The following is an 18,381-nucleotide window of genomic DNA, read 5'->3' on the forward strand; positions in this document are numbered from 1 at the left end:
AGGGAGAACGGACATGATCGGCCGCACATTCAAGGCTCGGGGCATAATACTCGCAGGACTGATGAGTGCTCTGACGGCGTGCGGAGGCGGTGACAAGCCACCCCAGACGGTCCCGGAAGAAACAGGCGGGCAAGTGGTTGAGCGCTCGCGTGCTGCTCAGGTTGCTGCGGAGCGGCGCGAGCGAGAACGCCAGCGTCTCGCTGCCGCAGAAGAAAACAAGTTTACCTATTTCCGGTATGCGCCCGATACGAGTGGCAACACGCCGCGCGCCTGTCTCGTTTTTTCCGCACCGCTTGATCCCGATGTCGACTATTCGACCTTCATCACCATGCGACCCGGCGTTCGACCGGCCTACAATATTGAAGGCCGGGAGCTTTGCCTCGAGGGGCTCGACTTCGCCCGGAGCTACACCGCGACCATCCTTGAAGGCCTGCCATCCGATGATGGCCGGGCCATTGCCCGCGAGGAAGAGGTCACGATCAGCTTTGAGGACCGCCCGCCCTATGTCGGTTTCAAGGGGTCTGGCGTCATTCTTCCGCGCGACAATGCAGACGGCCTCGCCATCGAGACGGTGAATGTCGACAAGGTCGATGTCACCGTCTACCGCGTCAATGACCGTGCGCTGGCCTTCAAACGCATCGGTCAGGGCGAAGAGGCGCCGCAGGGGCGCTATTCCTATCTCTATGGTGAGGAAGACCCGCGCGACGTGTCGTCGGAAGTCTGGACCGGCTCGATGGAGATCGACAATGTCACCAACGCTCCGGTGACGACGGTCTTCCCGCTCCCGGATGTCATCGGAACGCTGCAGCCGGGTTCCTATTTCGTCGAGCTGAACGACGCCAGGGAGCTCAACAGCAATGATGGCCCGCCGGCATCTGCGCGCCGCTGGATCATGCTGACCAATCTGGCGCTCACCGCCTATCAGGGCGAGAACGGTCTCGATGTCACGCTGCGGTCTCTGCAGGACGGCGAAGTGCTGCCGAATACGCGCGTCCAGCTGATTGCCTATAACAATGAGGTGCTTGGCGAAACACAGACCGGCGAAGACGGCCGCGTCCGGTTCGGTGCACCGCTGTTGGCCGGTGTCGGCAATTCGGCGCCGCGCATGGTCATGGCGTTCGGGGCAAAGGGTGACCTTGCCGTCCTCGACCTGACCCGCGCGCCCATCGACCTGTCAGAACAGAATACGGGCGGGCGCCAGACGCCCGGTCCGGTGGACGGCTATATCTATTCCGAGCGCGGCATCTATCGCCCCGGCGAGACCGTGCACCTCACAGCCATGATGCGTGACCGCGCAGCCGACGCCATTTCGGACCGCTCGGGCAATCTGATCGTCTACCGTCCGAACGGCCTTGAGGCTGACCGCTACCGCTTCGCCGGGGGTGATGCGGGTGCCATCCAGTGGGACTTCGATCTTGCCGGAAGCGCCTCGCGCGGCATGTGGCGGGTCGTGCTTGAGGTCGATGGGGCAGGTGAAGCCGGCTCCTACCGGTTCGCTGTCGAGGACTTTGTACCGCAGCGGATCGCCGTCGAGCTTGAAACAGATGATGGCACCGTCCTGAAATCCGGTGAGACCAAGGAAATCCTGGTCGACAGCCGCTTTCTCTATGGCGCGCCGGGCGCTGGCCTTACGGTTCAGGCGCAGGCCCGGATCGAACCTGACCCAGCACCGTTCGCTGCCTTCAAGGATTTCAGCTTCGGACGCCATGACGCTTATTTCCGCGAAGAGATCATCGAGCTTGATGACCAGACGACTGATGGCGCCGGCAAGGCCGTGGTGCGCCTGTCGCCCGGCCAGCGCGGCGCAGACGCTGATCGTCCTCTCCGCCTCAACACAACCGTCTCGGTTCTCGAACCGGGCGGTCGCGCCGTTACCGAAAGCGTGCGCCTGCCATACCGGCCGAACGCGCTCTATGTGGGGGTGAAATCTGATTTCGACGGCCGTGCGAAGCAGGGCGAAGAGAACCGGTTCGAGCTGGCCGCGATCAATGCGGACGGCGAAGCGGTGGATACGCGCCTGAACTGGAAGGTCATCGAAATCGACTACCATTATGACTGGTATCGCGAAGATGGCCGCTGGCGCTGGCGCCGCTCGCGCACGGTTCGCACGGTCAATGAAGGTGTGGTCGATACAGGCGGCACGACACAGGCCATCGCCGTGAACGGTCTCGATTGGGGACAGCATGAACTGATCGTGACGGCCGATGGCAGCGAGGCTGAGACCAGCACCAGCTTCTATGTCGGCTGGGGCGGCTATGTCTCTGACGATGGCGTCGAGGCACCGGACCGCGTGCAGGTGATCGTGGAAGACCAGAAAGTGGTTGCTGGCCGTCCGGCTGCAATCACGGTTGTCCCGCCTTATGCCGGCGAAGCCCAGATCGTCGTCGCCACGGACGAAATCATTCATGTGGAGACGCGTGACGTATCGCCAGGCGGCACACAGTTCACGCTACCGGTGACCGAAGCGTGGGGTGAGGGGGCCTATGTCCTCGTCAATGTCTACACGCCGCGCGATCCGGTCGTGCAGTCAAAGCCGCGCCGCGCCGTCGGCGTTGGCTATGTCCCGCTCGACATGGACAGCCGAACCTTCGAGGTTGAGATTGATGCGCCGGACCTCGTGCGCCCGCGCCGCGAACAGACGATTGACGTCAACGTCACGGGTGGACCGCGCGAGCATGTGTATCTGACGCTTGCCGCTGTCGATGAGGGCATCCTGCGCCTGACCAAGTTCAAGGACCCGGACCCTGTCGCCTATTACTTTGGGAAGAAGTCACTCGGCGTTGAAATCTATGATGATTATGGGCGCCTGCTTGATCCGAACATGGGTCTTCCGGCGGAAGTCCGCACCGGCGGTGACCAGCTCGGCGGTGAAGGCCTGACAGTCGTGCCGACCAAGACCGTTGCCCTGTTCTCCGGCCTTGTGGATGTGGGCCGCAATGGCAAGGCGCGCGTCACCTTTGATGTGCCGGAATTCAATGGTGAACTCCGCCTGATGGCAGTGGCCTGGTCAGAGACCGGTCTTGGTGCGGCAAGCCAGCCAATGACCGTGCGCGACCCGGCCCCGGCAGACCTGATCCTGCCGCGCTTTCTTGCCCCCGGCGATGAAGCGCTTGCGACGGTCAGTATCGACAATATCGAGCTGGAGAGCGGTACGTTCACCGCTTCGCTCGACGCGAGCAATCCGGTCAGCGTGCCGGCAAGCCAGGTATCGCGGACCATTCCGAAAGGCCAGAGGATCGATGAAGGCCTGAAGCTGACGGCCGACGCTCCCGGCATTGCGCGCCTCCGCCTCAATGTCGGCGGACCGGCAAACTATTCGGTATCGCGCAATTACATGATCCAGGCGCGCTCACCCTATCTGCCGGCAACGGAGATATCGACTGCGCTGATGGAGCCGGGTGATGCCTGGTCCATTCCGGACGACATCCTTGTCGACTATGTGCCAGGAACGGCTGAAGTCACTGTGACGTTCGCGTCGCTGCCGCTCGATGCGAATGCGCTGTATGCGTCGCTGGCGCGCTATCCTTATGGGTGTACCGAGCAGACGGTGAGCCGCGCCATGCCGCTGCTCTACTCCGAACAGCTGGTGGCGCTCGGGGCTGATGAAGGCTCGCGCGAGCCCGCCCGTGCGCAGGTGCAGGAGGCGGTCTCCCGCGTGCTTAACCGGCAATCCAGCGACGGCTCATTCGGCCTCTGGAGCGAAGGGGATGGTCATGCATCGCCATGGCTTGGTGCCTATACGGCGGATTTCCTCTACCGCGCGAGCGAAGCGGGCTACGAAGTGCCGCAAGCCTCACTCGACCGGGCCTACACGTCTCTGCGCTCTATTGCGCAGGGCGATGCCTGGCGCGTCTATGGCTATGACACGGATGTCTGGGAAAGCCGTTGGCACGATGACACCGAAGCCAAGCTGATGCGCCGGTCTGCGCCTTATGCACTCTATGTTCTCGCCAAGGCCGGCAAGGCCGATGTGAGCCGTCTTCGCTATCTGCACGACCGTGAGATAGACAAGATGGAGAGCCCTCTGGCGCGTGCGCAGCTGGCTGCAGCCCTGTCCTATATGGGTGACCGGTCGCGGGCCTATAGCGCCTTCACGAAGGCTGAGGAAGCGCTCGGCTACGAGAATGATGGCGACTATTACCAGACGCCGCTTCGCGACCTGACAGGTGCGCTGGCCCTGGCTGCCGAAACCGGTTTCACGGAGCATGTCACGCGCCTCACCGAGCGGCTTGGCAATGATGCGCCAGACCCGTCCGAGCTGACCACCCAGGAAAAGGCATTCGCGCTCCTGGCGGTGAACGCCCTCACCGGTGAGGGCGAGGATATCCGCATCCAGGTTGAAGGACTTGGACGCGGCAACAATAATGACCGCCGCTACATCCTCACCGAGGACCAGGCACAGGGCGATGTGACCTTCACGCTGGCTGGCAATTCGGCGCCGATGTTCCGGACCGTTATGGTGCGTGGCGCGCCGGCGTCCGCACCGCCTGCAGTGTCCTCGAAGGTGAAGGTGCAGAAAGCCATCCGTAGCCTCACGGGCAAGGTCGTGGATCTCGCCGATATCCGCCAGGGCGACCAGCTCGTCGTATCGGTCGTGATCACGCCGGAACAGAACCGCACCAATCCGATGATCCTGGCCGACCTCCTGCCAGCAGGCTTCGAGATCGAGACGGTCCTGAAACCGGCCGATGGCGACAGGGATGGCGGCACCGATGGCGCATTCGCCTGGCTTGGCACGATTGACCAGCCGGACACGGCAGAAGCCCGCGATGACCGCTTCGTTGCGGCCATTGATGTCCGAGACAGGCCTGTGCGTCTCGCCTATGTCGTGCGCGCTGTCACGCCGGGCAGCTTTGCGATCCCCGGCGTTAATGTCGAGGACATGTACCGGCCGGACGTGTTTGCGCGCTCGGCACCGGGCCGCATCACCATCGAGACGCCGAGTGCTGCGACGGGCGGTCAGAGATGATCTGGCTGAAGCGACTGGCGATTGCCTTTGCGGCATTGCTGGTCGCAGCCTTTGCGCTCGACCGGATCTTCCCGCCGCCGCTGGAGCGGGGAGAGACGGTCTCCATCATGGTGACCGACCGCGATGGACGGCCGCTGCGCGCTATCCCGACACCGGACAGCTACTGGCGGTTCCACGCAAATCTCGATGAGATCGACCCGGTCTTCATCGAAGCGCTGCTGGAAGTTGAGGATCAGCGCTTCTGGTCGCATGGCGGGGTGGACTGGGTCGGTATGGTCCGCGCGGTGACAAGTTCCCTGCAGGCCGGCCGGGTGGTCTCCGGCGGATCCACAATCACCATGCAGACGGCGAGACTGCTGGAGCCGCGTCCGCGGAATGTCGGCTCGAAACTCATCGAGATGTTCCGCGCCCACCAGATCGAGGCCCGACTGTCGAAGCGGGAAATCCTGGAACTCTATCTCACGCTTGCGCCCTATGGCGGCAATATCGAGGGGATACGCGCGGCAAGCTGGCGCTATTTCGGGCGTGAGCCGGACCGGTTGTCAGATGACCAGATCGCGCTTCTGATTGCCCTGCCGCAAAGCCCCGAAGTACGCCGGCCGGATCTCCGTCCCAAAGGTGCCGATGCGGGTCGCAAGACAATTGTCTCAAAGCTAGAGCGCCTCGGCTATCTTGATGCCGCGCGGGCCGAGGAGGCGCGAACGTCCTCCATGCCGACGGGGGCCTATGCCTTTCCGGCGCGGGCCTGGCATGCCACGGACCGCGCCGCCAGGAACGCAACAGCAGACGTGACCTCGACGATAGATGCGCAGCTCCAGAAGGAGATGGAAGCGCTCGCGCTCGAGCACGCGAAGGAGTTTGGGAAAGACACGCAGGTTGCAATCCTCGTGGTGAATATTCCGACACGGGGCGTGCGCGCCGCTGTCGGGTCGGCGTCGCGTGACCTGCCTGGCGGCTGGCTCGACCTCACGGCGCAGGCGCGCTCGCCGGGATCGACGCTGAAACCCTTTATCTATGCGATGGCGTTTGATGATGGGACAGCGGCACCTGACACGCGGATCGCGGACCTGCCGAAGCGTTTCGCATCATACCAGCCGGACAATTTCGACCGCATGTTTCGCGGCGATGTCCGGATTTCGGACGCGCTCCAGCACTCGCTGAACGTGCCGGCTGTGCTTGCGCTGGACCGGATTGGTCCGGAGCGATTTGCAGCGACGCTGGCGCTAGCAGGCGCTCCGCCGCGCATTCATGGAGGCGCCGACAATCAGGCCGGGCTCGCCCTGGCACTTGGCGGTGCCGGGATGACCGCGCGCGAGCTGGCTGTCATCTATGCGGCGCTTGGCGACGGCGGACGCGCCAAGCCGCTCGCCTGGACAATCGAAGACGAGCAGCGCATGCAGGCGGCGCGCGGCTTCCGCCTCATGAGCGCCGAGAGCGCAGAGAAAGTCCAGCGCATCCTGAAGGAAGCGCCGACGCCCCCCGGCCGGATGCCGGGCCGGCTGACCGCCAATGCGCCGCAGATCGCCTTCAAGACCGGCACCTCTTACGGTTTCCGTGATGCGTGGGCAGCTGGCGTCTCGGGCGATCATGCGATTGTCGTCTGGGTGGGCCGGGCCGATGGCGCACCGCGACCCGGCGCGACGGGGCGGGACACGGCGCTGCCCATCCTGTTCGAAGTGGCAGATCGCGCGATCTATCATCTGGGCGGTGACGGCGCTGCGGGCGCCCGGCTGATGACAAAGCGCACCGCCGAGGCCAAGGGCGCACTTCAGCGGTTTGAACGCGGAAGTGAAGCGCCACAGATCCTCTTCCCGCCCAAGGATGCCGAACTCTGGTCCGGCGAGGTCAATGGAGCGGCATCCCGACCCTTCGTGCTGGCCGGACGCGGGAATGGCGCGCTCAGCTGGTTTATTGATGGCGAGCCTTGCCCGATCGATGACGCCGGCCTGCCGGTCTGGACGCCGAAGCGCTCGGGCTTCTACCGGGTCAGCGCGGTAGACGCGACCGGACGGGAATCCTCCGTCCGGGTTCGCGTCATTGGTGCACCAACAGGCTAGTACTGCCAGTTTACCTCAATGCCATATGTGCGCGGTTCGTTCACGAAGCCGGTGAGGTTGTTGAAGTCGATGGCGCCTTCCAACGCTTCCTCATCGAGGATGTTGCGGGCGAAGACTGACACGCCCCAGCCGGACGCCGCTTCATATCCAAGGCGCAGGCCGCCTTCCCAATAGCCTTCCTGGCCAAACTCGACGCTGTCATAGAGGAAGAAATTGACCTCGCTCTTATAGGCCCAGTCGGTAAATCCGTAGAATTCGCCATCGCCGAACGGAATGGCATAGCGGGCCGTGACATTGGCAATCCATTCCGGCGCATTCGGGAAGCTGTTTCCGGAAATGTTGTAGCCGAGCAGATTGTTCATGTCGTCGTACACTGCCGGATCGAGAATGGTGCAGGGCGCGCCGCAGCCCGGCGCAATGATGAGGTCATCCTTGAATTCGGTCTTGTTGTAGGACAGCCCGCCCGTGACGAGCAGGTTTTCGACCGGTGCGGCTTCGAGGTCGACTTCAAAGCCATAGCCTTCGCTCTTGTCGGCATTGAACAGCGATACCGAATTGTCGAGGCCGCCGACAATGGTGAGCTGCTGGCCTTCGAATTCGAGGAAGTAGACAGCCGTATTGAGGCGGACGCGGTCCTCCATCAGCTCGGTCTTCACGCCGGCTTCGTATGAGATGAGCGTTTCGCTGTCGGCCTGTGACGGCGCGCCGAAGCGTTGCTGGATGGTCGGCCCGCGAAAGCCTTTCGCGACCTTTGCATAGGTGTTGACGTTTTCTGTCGCCTGCCAGGAGATGGAGGCGTCCCAGCTGACCTGCTCATCGCCGAGGCTGCGATTGTCGCCGGTCGCCCGGAATTCCTTCTCGTCATCTGTCCAGCGCGCGCCACCTGAAACCGTGACCGTATCGGTCAGGTCATAGCTGAGCGAGGCGAAGATGCCGACGCTTTCTGTGTCGAGCGCGCGTGAGGCGCGGCTCGTTTCCGGATTGCCGGGTGTGAAGGAGTCGAAATTCTTCGAAGTGATCGAGACCTGTTCGTCAAAGAAGAAGACGCCGGTCTGGGCTCGCAGCGGGCCGCCATCATCGAAGGCAAACCGGAGCTCGTGGGTCGTCTGGTGAAGGGCATCGACAGCACCGGACGTCTCGACCGGGAAGGGGATGTTGCCCGGCCCGAAATTGCCTGCGCCAAGGAATACCGCGCCATATCCACCATCGATATCGCCGCGGCTGGCAATGGTCGCATGCTCATTTCCGAACACGTAAACCGCTTCGATCGAGTCCGTGAGGCCCTTGGATAGGGTCAACGTGACGCCATGCGTGTCCTGGGAGAGGAAGTTCTGCCCGTCGTAAAACACCGTGTCGCGATCGAAATTTGGTCCGAGACCTTTATTGCCCTGCTGGATGATATTGGCGCGGAAGAGGCGTGCATCGCCATCATTCGTGCGAGCGTGAACATTGAGCAGCGCTTCGAAATCGGTGTTGAGCGGCGTGAACAGAAGCTGCGCGCGTCCGGCGACTTCTTCAAACCCTTCATAGCGGTCCTTCTGACCGGTGAACCCATTGTCGACATAGGGTTCGCGGTCCTGGTAAAGGCCGGACACGCGAAGCGCGAGCTGATCCTCGAAGATTGGCAGGTTCACGGCACCATCTGCAGTGACCGTGTTGTAATTGCCATAGGCGGCGCGGGCATAGGCATCGAATTCATGGACAGGTTTTGCGCTGTCGAACTTGATGATGCCGCCGGGCGTGTTGCGACCAAATAGCGTTCCCTGTGGGCCGCGCAGGACTTCAATGTTCTCAAGGTCGAAGACCGGGAACCCCTTCAGGATCGGGCTCTCATACGGCACGCCATCATAGACCAGGCTGACCGGCTGGGACGCATTGAGGTCAAAGTCTGTATTGCCGATGCCGCGAATATAGAAACGCGGAAAGGCGCGGCCAAAGGAGCTCTCGGCGACAACACTTGGCACCCGAGCTGACAGAAAACGGACATCCGCGCCGCCAGCCTTGAGGTTGTTGAGTTTCGCGCCGTCGACAACCGTGATCGACACCGGAACATCCTGCAGGTCTTCCTCGACGCGCTGGGCTGTTACCGTCACTGGCGCGAGACGTGCTTCGCTCTCACTGGTTGCCTGGGCTTGCGCGGGAAGCGTCAGAAAAAGTGTGGCGGCGCTCACGGCAGTGCTCGCGGCGAGAAGGGATTTGAATGTCATCTGGACCAGGACTTTCGAAGGATCGGTTCATTCGCTTCCCGCTCTCCGGAAAAGCGTTCCAGACCCTTCAAGTCTCAGGCGGCTCGCAGGTGCAAGCAATTCCATGCCCGCCCACTGCATGCGAGCGCGGAGCGGTTAATTTTGTTGCGATCCTGCAACAAAATTAACCTCACAATCAGGTCCAGGGATTGAAGCGGGTTTTCGGGCGCACGATCGTTGGGGAATCGTCACCGGAATCTGGCTCGGGCGATCCGCTGGTCGGGTCCTGGGCCTGAACCTGCTCATCGGCTGCTTCGCGAGGCGCAACCGCATCCACGTCTTCAGCCGACGCCGCCGCATCGACCAGGGTCTCATCATCCTCGTCCGTTGCCGCAAATTCCAGCGGAGACACTTCCGGCTGGATTTCGCTTGCGGTATCGCTGATGTGCTCGGGATAGTCGTCAGTCGCATCGATCACCACAGGCGCGCGGGTGACCGTCTCGGCGGGCTGCGACGGCTCTGCCGGACGCGGAGGCTGCGGGGTGAAGCCGGTTGCCTTGGCTCCGAAGCCAAGCCCTGCGCTGAACCCGCTGATCGACATCACGCCCGTCGGCTGCGAGGAGGGTGTTTCGTCTTCGGGCGTCGGTTCGATATCGGAGGCAGCGATTGAGACAGGCGTCTCAGGTGCAGCGACCGGCTCTGAAGGCTGGCCCGGAACCTCAACATCGGTGCCGGTTACGCCCGTCTCGCCAAGATCAGTGTCAGCGAGCGCATCGGCCTGCGCCTCCACGGGCATGCTCATATCCGAGGCTGCGGCGCCGAGCTCGGACGACACGCTCTCTTCTATAGGGGCCTGTTCCTCCGAAATATCTGCGCCGACAGCTTGCGTGACGCCAGCGCCAAATGGCACGTAGCGGACATTGGTTTCGGCTGGGGCTGGTTCTGCCGGTTCTGACGAAACCTCGTCGGCTGCGTCCTCGACAGCTGCGATCGCCGGTGCGGCCGGCTCTTCGGTTTCGGCAGGCTCAGCCTCGGCCTCGGCTGGGGCGTCTGCCAAATCCCCCATCAGTTCTTCTTCAGCGTCTTCCGTCGCTGGCAGGTCAGACTGGGCGAGTGTATCGACGGTCTCGTCAGACGCGTCATCATCGACCGCAAAGGTTTCGCCACTATCCGGCATGACCGAGAATGCCGGTACGGTGAATTGCGGACTCTCTGTTTCGCCTTCTACGGTTTCAGCCTCTTCGGCGACGGTTTCCATGGCCGCCTCGGATGCGTTGTTCACTTCGTCCGCCAAACGCGCGACGGCGCCTTCGACATCGTCTTCCGGCTCGGTTTCGACGGCGTCTGAGGCTTCGATGGTCTCGGCTGCATCTGTATCGTCAGCTTCGGAAAACACCGCCGCTTCCGGTACGCTCTCATCGGTCAGCTCTTGACTCGGGGTCGGCGCTTCCGGTGCGTCCGCTGTGTGCTGGGACTCGCCAAAACCGTCGCCCGAGAGCAGTTCCGTGTCGTCGCCGCTGTCCTCAAGACTGCCCGGCAGGTCTTCGGCGGCCGTGACGGGATCAGCCTCTTCAGCCGGCGTGTCTTCTGCAGTGCCGTCTTCGCCGGCAGTGATTTCAGTGTCGCTCTCGTCCGAAAGCCCGGCCAGTAGTGTGTTGATCGCCTCTTCGGTGCCGCGCGCCTCGCGGCAGGCATCGCGCGCAATGGATGCGACGAGGTCGCCATAGGTGCCGCCGTCGGCATGCGGCGCGCTATTGAGCAGCGTGGATGTCGCGTCTTCCAGGGACTTGCCGCTTTCGGTCGTCAGCAGGACGCGCGGTGGCTCCGCGGTCAGTCGGACCACATAGCCCTCGGTGGCATACAGAACTTCACCACTGTCCTTCTCAATCCAGTCAATCTTCTTTTGCGCCGTCATGGCGGCCAGTCGGTCAATCAGTTTCTGGGTCGAAGCATGCAGCATGGGGAGGTCCGCTCGATTTGAAGTTGGATCGTGATACTCCACTTAAACATCCGCGCCGGTTTGTTCAAAGGTATGGGTGCGGTGCGTAAGGTGAAATTGTGTCCAGAAGACGATGCATACGCAGTTTGGTTCCAATCCGGTCATATCGACACCAGTTGAGTGACGACAGACCCGCAGGAGGCGCGCATGTCCAGTGAACTCGGCGTCCGAATAGGCGTGTTTCTTGTCGTCTTCGTGACACTCGTGCTGCTGGAGGCGAGATATCCGCGACGTCGTTCGACCTTGCGCCGAAGCGAGCGCTGGCCGGGGGCGTTCAGCCTGTTCGTGACCGGAGCCGTGCTCGCGAGGCTGATTGTACCGGCCGGTCTTGCGGGCGTGGCGATCTGGTCGTCAGCGCGCGGCATCGGGGTGTTCAGTGTCCTTGAAATGCCCGCTTGGGTGGTCGCTATCGCGTCCTTCCTGCTGCTCGATCTGGCAATGTGGGTGCAGCACGTACTGATGCACCGAGTCCCAATCCTCTGGCGCATGCACCGGGTGCATCATGCAGACCCGCATATCGACGTCGTGACGGCCCTGCGGTTTCACCCGGCGGAGATCCTGGTGTCCCTCGCCTGGAAAGCTGCGATTGTCGTGGTGTTCGGGATACCGGCCTGGGCCGCCTTCACGTTCGAAGTCATTCTGAATGCGTTCGCGCAGTTCAATCACGCAAACTGGAGGCTGCCAGCCAGAGTGGATGCCCTGGTGCGCCTGCTGGTCGTGACGCCGGACATGCACCGCGTCCATCATTCGGTGGATCGCGCTGAAGCCAATATGAATTTCGGCTTCTGCCTGTCCCTCTGGGATCGCCTGTTCCGGGTCTACAAGGCGCAGCCCGAAGCGGGGCATGACGACATGGTGATCGGGCAGGACAGCTGGCGAAACGCGGCGGACCAGTCACCCGTCGCATTGCTGCGCCAGCCGCTTCAAAACCCGATTCAGTCCGCGAAATAGCTCTGCTTCACTTCGGCGATGTCACGCAGGAAGTCCTTCACGGGCTCGCCATCGGCAGCTGACAGTTCAGAGCGAAACCCCTGCACGGTGCCGTCAGGGGCGATGAGCAGGTAGCTCGGTGTCCAGGCGATGTCGAGCTGCTCACGAATGGACGCATCGGCGTCGAGCAGGGTGGGATAGGAATATCCCTTGTCATCAAAATAGTCCTGCACGCTGTCATACTTGCCGTAGGCGTCGTCGATGCGGTTGGCGTTTGGCGGCGTATGGATGGACATGAAGGCAAGGTCCGGGTCCTGCGCGATCGCGCTGGCGAGGGCCGCCACATAGGGCGCATCGGCCATACAGTCGCCGCACCACAGGCCCCACACGTCGATAACCGTCCAGCGGCCTTCCAGCTGTGCAGAGTCGAACGCTTCTCCCGAGACCATGGTGCCGGAGAAGGCGGGGAGGGCTTTACCGAGATAGGTATAGGTAAAGGGGCGTCCATAATCGTCGCGCGGCACGTCGCCAGCCTTCTGCTCCGCCGATGCCGGAACGCTCGTGCCGGGCAAGATGAAGCCCGTCGCGTCAGGCTGCCCGCCAGGTGCGCCACCACAGCCGACGAGGAGGGCGAGAGCGGAAGCGGCGAACAGGGTGCGGAGCATGGAGTAACTTTCATCAATTGTATGGTTCGGAGGTAGGGCGGGCGCTGAAAATGAAAAGCCCCGGCAAGAGAGCCGGGGCTATGTGCATGAATCAGGTCAGCGGGTCAGTCGCCGCCAGCGCCAGGTGCGCGCGTGCGAAGCGCGTTGCGTTGAATTTCCGCGGTTCCTTCCTGGCTCGCTTGCGTCTTTGCAGCCCAGGCAGCGCGTGTCGCGCAGACACGTTTTGGTATGGTGGAACCCATCTGTTCTTCGCGCTTGCAGATTTCTTCATCCGGGTCGTGGCCCTGGCGGATGATTTCGGCGCGAACTTCAGGAGTGATCGCAACGACAGTGCCCGCTGGTGCACGTGCCGCAGTCTGAGTGGTCGCTCCAGATGTGCAAGCAGTTGCCAACAACCCGGCGGCAATTCCTGCCATCATTAAATTCAGTTTCATCAACATCTCCTCTTTAATCCGCTGCAGGCTAATGCGGCAGATCGCATATGGCTACCGATTGATTGTAAACCCAACCAGGTAAAAAAATGCGGTGCCTGTTCCTCAGGCACCGCATTTCTATTGGGTCGGACTGTTCTGCCTTGAGACTAGCTGTAGATCTCGAACAGGCCAGCAGCGCCCATGCCGCCGCCGACACACATCGTCACAACGCCCCACTTCGCGCCGCGGCGCTTGCCTTCCAGCAGGATGGAGCCGGTGCAGCGTGCGCCGGTCATGCCGAAGGGGTGGCCGATGGAGATAGAGCCACCATTGACGTTGTACTTCTCCGGATCGATGCCGAGACGGTCACGCGAATAGAGACACTGCGAGGCGAAGGCCTCGTTGAGCTCCCAAAGGTCGATATCGTCGACCTTGAGGCCATGGCGCTCAAGCAGGCGAGGAACGGCGAAGACCGGGCCGATGCCCATCTCGTCCGGGTCGCAACCGGCGACATTGAAGCCGACAAAGCGGCCAAGCGGCTCAATGTTGCGCTTCTTGGCTTCTGCGGCTTCCATCACGACGACTGCGGCTGCGCCATCGGAAAGCTGCGAAGCGTTACCGGCTGTGACGTACTTGCCTTCCTTGACGACCATGCCGCCGGAGAAAACCGGCTTCAGGCCGGCAAGGGATTCATAGGTCGTGCCTGGACGGTTACAGTCATCGCGGTCTGCGACCACATCCTGATAGGTCTCTTCGCCTGTTTCCTTGTTGACCAGCTTCATGCGTGTCTTCAGCGGCACGATCTCTTCCGCCATCTTGCCGCTTTTCTGGAATTCAGCGGTGCGGCGCTGGCTCTCTGCCGAATACATGTCCTGGGACTCACGGGAGACGTTGTAACGGTCAGCGACGATTTCAGCCGTTTCGATCATGGTCATCCAGATCGCCGGCCATTCCTTCATCAGCTTTTCTTCGGTGTAGCGGTGGGTGTTCATGTGCCCCGAACGCGAGACCAGCGAGAGAGACTCCACGCCGCCGCCGATTGCGACTGGCGCACCTTCACTGACAACGGTGTGAGCAGCATTGGCAATCGCCTGAAGGCCCGAGGAGCAGAAGCGGTTGATGGTGGCGCCCGACGTCGTGGAAGGACAGCCTGCCCAGAGGGCAGCATTGCGCGCGACGTTGTGACCGGTGGCCCCTTCCGGCTGAGCAGCGCCAAGGAAAACATCCTCGACTTCGGCGGCTTCAATACCCGCGCGTTCGATGGCACCCTTGATGGCGTGACCAGCCATGGTGATGCCATGGGTGTCGTTGAGGGCGCCACGACCAGCCTTGGTCAGGGCAGTCCGGGCGGTTGATACGATGACGGCTTCTCTCATTTTCTTCTCCTCCGAGTGTTTGTCGTCTTGTTGCAGCGCAACCTAGCTGGCGAGAGTTCAATACACCAGCCCCATTGTTGCGGCGTTTTGTGCGGACAATGCAGCTGGAACCGGCAGGCCCGGTTCTCGTTGGTCCGGCAGCGATGGAAGGCGGATAATGACGACAGGCAAACGAGACGACATTGACCGCATGGCCCGGTTGCTCGACGCCCGGTTCACCATACCGGGCACAAATATCCGGTACGGGCTGGATTCGGTCATCGGCCTCATCCCCGGCATTGGCGATGCGATCACCGGCAGTATGGGAGCCTGGATCATATACCGGGCAAGGCAGGAAGGCGTATCACCATTCGTGATGTTCCGGATGATCTGGAACCTTCTTCTCGACATGGTGCTCGGCTCGATCCCTCTGGTGGGGGACGTTTTCGACTTTGCATTTCGCTCCAACATGAAGAACGCAAAGCTGTTGCAGCGCCATCTTGATCGTCAGAAGCCAGTCCAGGACGAATCGCGCTGATGAAGGGGCTCGACCCTGCCGGGACAAAGACCCTGGATCAATTCGGCCCGGCGTCAGAGGGCGGAACATTATTGTCGGGCATTGCCCCTTTATGAATAGATCAAAGGATGGTTAATTTCGGTACACACCATCGGTCAACCGGATCACGACCATGCGAGCCTTGCCTGTGCTTCCAGCTTTTCTGGCCTCAGTCGCCATGGCGACAGGCATGAGCGGACAGGCAGCGGCGGGGCCTGGCAGTCCACCGTCTGTCGCAGGCGCGATCAGCCAGGACGAATTCGAGCACTTCATGACCTGCTATGGTCACATGGCTGGATCTTTGGAGCTGCTGCAGAGAATCCGGCCCCTCGCGCCGGACCCTGAGCAGATCGAAAAGATACGCCGCAGCGGGCTTCAGCTGATGAATGCGCGGTTTGGCGACACTTATGAAGATCTGACCAGCGATCGTCATGACTTTGACCTGTTTGAAGGCGAAAGGGCGCGTCAGCGCGGCAGCCTTCCTTTCGACAGCCTCGCTGGAATGGGGCTTGCGATCCAGTATGAGCGGTTTCGCACGCAGGCAGCGCTCTCGGACGATTGTATCGCGATCAGCGAAAATTTGCGTAGGCGCACCACCGGAGCCGCGGGCGTTGCCTATTCGGCGAACCTGGTTTCCGGCGACTAGACCAGCCAGGCAGAAGGGGGAATGCAGATGTCGAATATTATAGGTGTAGGAGGCGTGTTCTTCCTCTGCGAGGATCCGGATGCCACGAAGGCCTGGTACAAGGATGTGCTGGGCGTGGAAGAGAGCGAATATGGCGGTTTCGCCTTTTCGCATGGCGCGTCCGCGAAGAGTTTTCCGAAAGGTGCCATGACGATTTTCGCGCCGTTCAAGGCAGACAGCGACTATTTCAAGCCGTCAGACCAGTCCATGATGTTCAATCTGATGGTTGACGATCTCGACGCTGTCATCGCACGGATTGAAGCGGCGGGTGTCGAGATGACCCAGCCACCGGAAGACTATGATTATGGCAAGTTCGCCTGGGTGATGGATCCGGATGGCCGTAAGGTCGAGCTATGGCAGCCCATCGAGCCGAAGCCATAGAAAACGGCGACCCGTGAGGTCCGCCGCTTCAGAATAACGTTGTGAACTTCATGGAGACCTCCCGGCCGAAATTCAATGTTTCGGCGCTTGTCACGATAGTCCACTATCTTCGGACTTCTATCGGTGCTCCTGTCGGTTCCCGAAACAGGCGAAATCGACACGGGAATTCGCGAGGGGAGGGGGCCTGCTGCGCGCTGGCTACCTGGCAGGCGGGCCTGAGAAAGACGCCGCTGGTCTACGATACCAGGAAAACAGCCGCCCTTCGGCTGAAGGACGGCTAAAGTATTCAGAGAGTGAGATGAAAGCTAACTTATCGTTTCGCCGCTTCGTTGCATTTTGCGAGGTCGGCCTCAGAGAGGCTTTCCTTCTCATTGCTGAAAGCAGCAAGCTCGCCAACTTCCGAGGCGACCTTCTTGCAGGTCCGCACCGTAACCGTGCGGCGATTGAGTTCGGCAACACACTTGTCGCCATCGCAGTCCCATAGCGCCTTTGCGGCGACGATGCTGTCAGATTTTTCGACCGGCTTGGTCAGGACCGCCGTGAAGCTGGTCCCTGCGAGCGCAGGAAGGGCGAATGCAGCGGCGGCTGCAGCAATTGAAGCTGTGCGGATCATGGGAAGAAACTTTCTGTCTGGCTGGTTTTGTTTTGCGCCTCAAGTGAACAATATGAGCGCTGAATAATTTGTCAATCGTTCAGAAGTAAGAATTTTGCAGGAGAGCTGCCAATCGAAGTGTTTGCCGCACAAAGCCGCTTCTCTTTAATTCGAAGATTGACGCGACGGCGCAGATTGAAGCGGTGTTCATGGCCGTTATCCTTGAACCCAGAAACAAGAAAATAAGCCGGACAGGGAGGCCCATAATGGATTTCAATATTCCGCAGGACATTGCCGATTATCTCGTGGTGCTCGACGATTTCATCGAGGAGAAGATCAAGCCGCTGGAGCAGAAGGACGACAATATCCGCTTCTTCGATCACAGGCGTGAATGGGCTCGCACTGATTTCGACAATGACGGACTGCCCCGTCCTGAATGGGAAGACCTCCTGCGCCAAGCCAAGAAGCTCGCTGATGAGGCGGGTCATCTGCGCTACGCGTTGCCCAAGGAATTTGGCGGGCAGGACGGCACCAATCTCGGCATGGCTATCATCCGGGAGCATTTTGCCCGCAAGGGACTTGGCCTCCACAATGACCTCCAGAATGAGCACTCTATCGTCGGCAACTTCCCGCAGATCCTGATGCTGCGGGATTTTGCACGGCCCGATCAGAAACACCTCGCTGAAGCTGCGCTGAAGGGCGAATTCCGCGCCTGCTTCGGCCTCACCGAGCCTGACCATGGCTCCGATGCGACGCACATGGAAACCCGCGCGGTGCGCCACAAGAAAGACGGCAAGGATGGCTGGCTGATCAATGGCTCGAAGATGTGGATCACTGGCATGCATGCCGCGTCCCACATCATGATGTTCTGCCGGACCTCGGGAAATGATGGCGACGCCAAGGGAATTACGTGTCTCATCACGCCTGCTCAGGATCCGGCCATCGAGATCGACGAGTTCATGTGGACGTTCAATATGCCGACGGACCACGCCCGCTTCTACATCAGGGACCTTTGGGTGCCTGAGGATGCGGTGTTCGGCCCGCCTGAAGGCGGCCTCGCGCTGGCGCAACACTTTGTCCACGAGAACCGTATCCGTCAGGCTGCAAGTTCTGTTGGCGCGGCGATGTACTGCATCACCGAAGCGATCAACTATGCCAATGAGCGAAAGCCGTTCGGTAAGGCCCTGTCTCATAATCAGGCGATACAGTTCCCGCTGGTGGAACTCGCGACGCAGGCAGAGATGCTACGCCTGCTGATCTTCAAGACGGCCTGGGAAATGGACCACATGTCCAAGCCGGACGTCGCGATCCAGCTCTCCGACAAGGTGTCGATGTGTAACTATTATGCAAACCGCCTCTGCTGCGACGCGGCGGATCGGGCAATGCAGGTGCATGGCGGTATGGGTTATTCTCGTCACAAGCCATTCGAGCACATTTACCGCCACCACCGCCGCTATCGTATCACAGAGGGATCGGAGGAGATCCAGATGCGCAAGGTCGCCGGCCACCTGTTCGGCTTCATGGGCCCAAACAAAGGCAAGAACCGCAATGAACCTTTCGATTTTGCGGTGAGGTAGGCCTAGCCTTTCGCGT

At 61.2% G+C, this 18,381-nt stretch carries 13 protein-coding genes; 7 read left to right on the plus strand and 6 right to left on the minus strand.

The genetic code is table 11. The annotated features are described in order from the left end of the window. Positions 1-13 precede the first annotated feature (13 nt). Positions 14-4,969, plus strand: a complete 4,956-nt coding sequence (locus B8746_RS01565) for an alpha-2-macroglobulin family protein (RefSeq protein ID WP_084391474.1) — start codon at positions 14-16, stop codon at positions 4,967-4,969. Beyond that, positions 4,966-7,026: a penicillin-binding protein 1C gene (pbpC, locus tag B8746_RS01570; protein ID WP_084391475.1), complete on the plus strand. Its 2,061-nt coding sequence runs from the start codon at positions 4,966-4,968 to the stop codon at positions 7,024-7,026. Before B8746_RS01565 ends, pbpC begins: the two co-directional genes overlap by 4 nt. On the opposite strand, the gene B8746_RS01575 is transcribed toward pbpC, so the two are convergent. Together B8746_RS01575 and B8746_RS01580 are read right to left on the minus strand one after the other, a co-directional pair. Beyond that, positions 7,023-9,233: a TonB-dependent receptor gene (locus B8746_RS01575; RefSeq protein WP_084391476.1), complete on the minus strand. Its 2,211-nt coding sequence runs from the start codon at positions 9,231-9,233 to the stop codon at positions 7,023-7,025. The two genes, pbpC and B8746_RS01575, sit on opposite strands and share 4 nt — an antisense overlap. A gap of 175 nt (positions 9,234-9,408) precedes the next feature. Continuing rightward, positions 9,409-11,172 (minus strand): hypothetical protein, encoded by a 1,764-nt coding sequence (locus B8746_RS01580; RefSeq protein WP_084391477.1) that lies wholly within the window; start codon positions 11,170-11,172, stop codon positions 9,409-9,411. Positions 11,173-11,358: 186 nt separating this feature from the next. On the opposite strand from B8746_RS01580, the gene B8746_RS01585 reads away from it, so the two are divergent. Next, complete coding sequence (locus tag B8746_RS01585) at positions 11,359-12,162, plus strand: sterol desaturase family protein (RefSeq protein ID WP_084391478.1); 804 nt, start codon at positions 11,359-11,361, stop codon at positions 12,160-12,162. Here B8746_RS01585 and B8746_RS01590 read toward each other — a convergent pair. From B8746_RS01590 to B8746_RS01600, 3 genes are all read right to left on the minus strand, one after another. Beyond that, positions 12,147-12,806, minus strand: coding sequence for a TlpA family protein disulfide reductase (locus B8746_RS01590; RefSeq protein WP_084391479.1), 660 nt, complete (start codon positions 12,804-12,806; stop codon positions 12,147-12,149). The two genes, B8746_RS01585 and B8746_RS01590, sit on opposite strands and share 16 nt — an antisense overlap. A 104-nt stretch (positions 12,807-12,910) precedes the next feature. Then, positions 12,911-13,246, minus strand: coding sequence for a hypothetical protein (locus tag B8746_RS17210; protein WP_198943692.1), 336 nt, complete (start codon positions 13,244-13,246; stop codon positions 12,911-12,913). Between the two features lie 140 nt (positions 13,247-13,386). Then, positions 13,387-14,595 carry an acetyl-CoA C-acyltransferase gene (locus B8746_RS01600; protein WP_084391481.1) on the minus strand — a complete coding sequence of 403 codons (1,209 nt, stop codon included), beginning with the start codon at positions 14,593-14,595 and terminating at the stop codon, positions 13,387-13,389. A gap of 157 nt (positions 14,596-14,752) precedes the next feature. Between B8746_RS01600 and B8746_RS01605 the strand changes: the two genes are divergently transcribed. The 3 genes from B8746_RS01605 to B8746_RS01615 all read left to right on the plus strand — a co-directional run bounded on the left by B8746_RS01605 (position 14,753) and on the right by B8746_RS01615 (position 16,196). Then, positions 14,753-15,112 carry a DUF4112 domain-containing protein gene (locus B8746_RS01605; protein WP_084391482.1) on the plus strand — a complete coding sequence of 120 codons (360 nt, stop codon included), beginning with the start codon at positions 14,753-14,755 and terminating at the stop codon, positions 15,110-15,112. 208 nt (positions 15,113-15,320) lie between these two features. Continuing rightward, positions 15,321-15,776 carry a hypothetical protein gene (locus B8746_RS01610; protein WP_143434499.1) on the plus strand — a complete coding sequence of 152 codons (456 nt, stop codon included), beginning with the start codon at positions 15,321-15,323 and terminating at the stop codon, positions 15,774-15,776. A gap of 27 nt (positions 15,777-15,803) precedes the next feature. Beyond that, a complete protein-coding gene (locus B8746_RS01615; RefSeq protein ID WP_084391664.1) occupies positions 15,804-16,196 on the plus strand; it encodes a VOC family protein in 393 nt (130 codons plus the stop codon). A 310-nt stretch (positions 16,197-16,506) separates the two neighbouring features. Here B8746_RS01615 and B8746_RS01620 read toward each other — a convergent pair whose 3' ends face one another. After that, complete coding sequence (locus tag B8746_RS01620) at positions 16,507-16,809, minus strand: CC_3452 family protein (protein ID WP_084391484.1); 303 nt, start codon at positions 16,807-16,809, stop codon at positions 16,507-16,509. 245 nt (positions 16,810-17,054) lie between these two features. On the opposite strand from B8746_RS01620, the gene B8746_RS01625 reads away from it, so the two are divergent. Next, positions 17,055-18,365: an acyl-CoA dehydrogenase family protein gene (locus tag B8746_RS01625; RefSeq protein ID WP_084391485.1), complete on the plus strand. Its 1,311-nt coding sequence runs from the start codon at positions 17,055-17,057 to the stop codon at positions 18,363-18,365. The last annotated feature ends 16 nt before the right edge of the window (positions 18,366-18,381 follow it).

This window comes from Henriciella pelagia (assembly GCF_002088945.1).
GTDB classification, from domain to species: domain Bacteria; phylum Pseudomonadota; class Alphaproteobacteria; order Caulobacterales; family Hyphomonadaceae; genus Henriciella; species Henriciella pelagia.

Coding starts and splice junctions, on each gene's coding strand:
- B8746_RS01565 (WP_084391474.1), top strand. CDS start 14: ATGATCGGCCGCACATTCAAGGCTCGGGGCATAATACTCGCAGGACTG.
- pbpC (WP_084391475.1), top strand. CDS start 4,966: ATGATCTGGCTGAAGCGACTGGCGATTGCCTTTGCGGCATTGCTGGTC.
- B8746_RS01575 (WP_084391476.1), bottom strand. CDS start 9,233: ATGACATTCAAATCCCTTCTCGCCGCGAGCACTGCCGTGAGCGCCGCC.
- B8746_RS01580 (WP_084391477.1), bottom strand. CDS start 11,172: ATGCTGCATGCTTCGACCCAGAAACTGATTGACCGACTGGCCGCCATG.
- B8746_RS01585 (WP_084391478.1), top strand. CDS start 11,359: ATGTCCAGTGAACTCGGCGTCCGAATAGGCGTGTTTCTTGTCGTCTTC.
- B8746_RS01590 (WP_084391479.1), bottom strand. CDS start 12,806: ATGCTCCGCACCCTGTTCGCCGCTTCCGCTCTCGCCCTCCTCGTCGGC.
- B8746_RS17210 (WP_198943692.1), bottom strand. CDS start 13,246: ATGTTGATGAAACTGAATTTAATGATGGCAGGAATTGCCGCCGGGTTG.
- B8746_RS01600 (WP_084391481.1), bottom strand. CDS start 14,595: ATGAGAGAAGCCGTCATCGTATCAACCGCCCGGACTGCCCTGACCAAG.
- B8746_RS01605 (WP_084391482.1), top strand. CDS start 14,753: ATGACGACAGGCAAACGAGACGACATTGACCGCATGGCCCGGTTGCTC.
- B8746_RS01610 (WP_143434499.1), top strand. CDS start 15,321: ATGAGCGGACAGGCAGCGGCGGGGCCTGGCAGTCCACCGTCTGTCGCA.
- B8746_RS01615 (WP_084391664.1), top strand. CDS start 15,804: ATGTCGAATATTATAGGTGTAGGAGGCGTGTTCTTCCTCTGCGAGGAT.
- B8746_RS01620 (WP_084391484.1), bottom strand. CDS start 16,809: ATGATCCGCACAGCTTCAATTGCTGCAGCCGCCGCTGCATTCGCCCTT.
- B8746_RS01625 (WP_084391485.1), top strand. CDS start 17,055: ATGGATTTCAATATTCCGCAGGACATTGCCGATTATCTCGTGGTGCTC.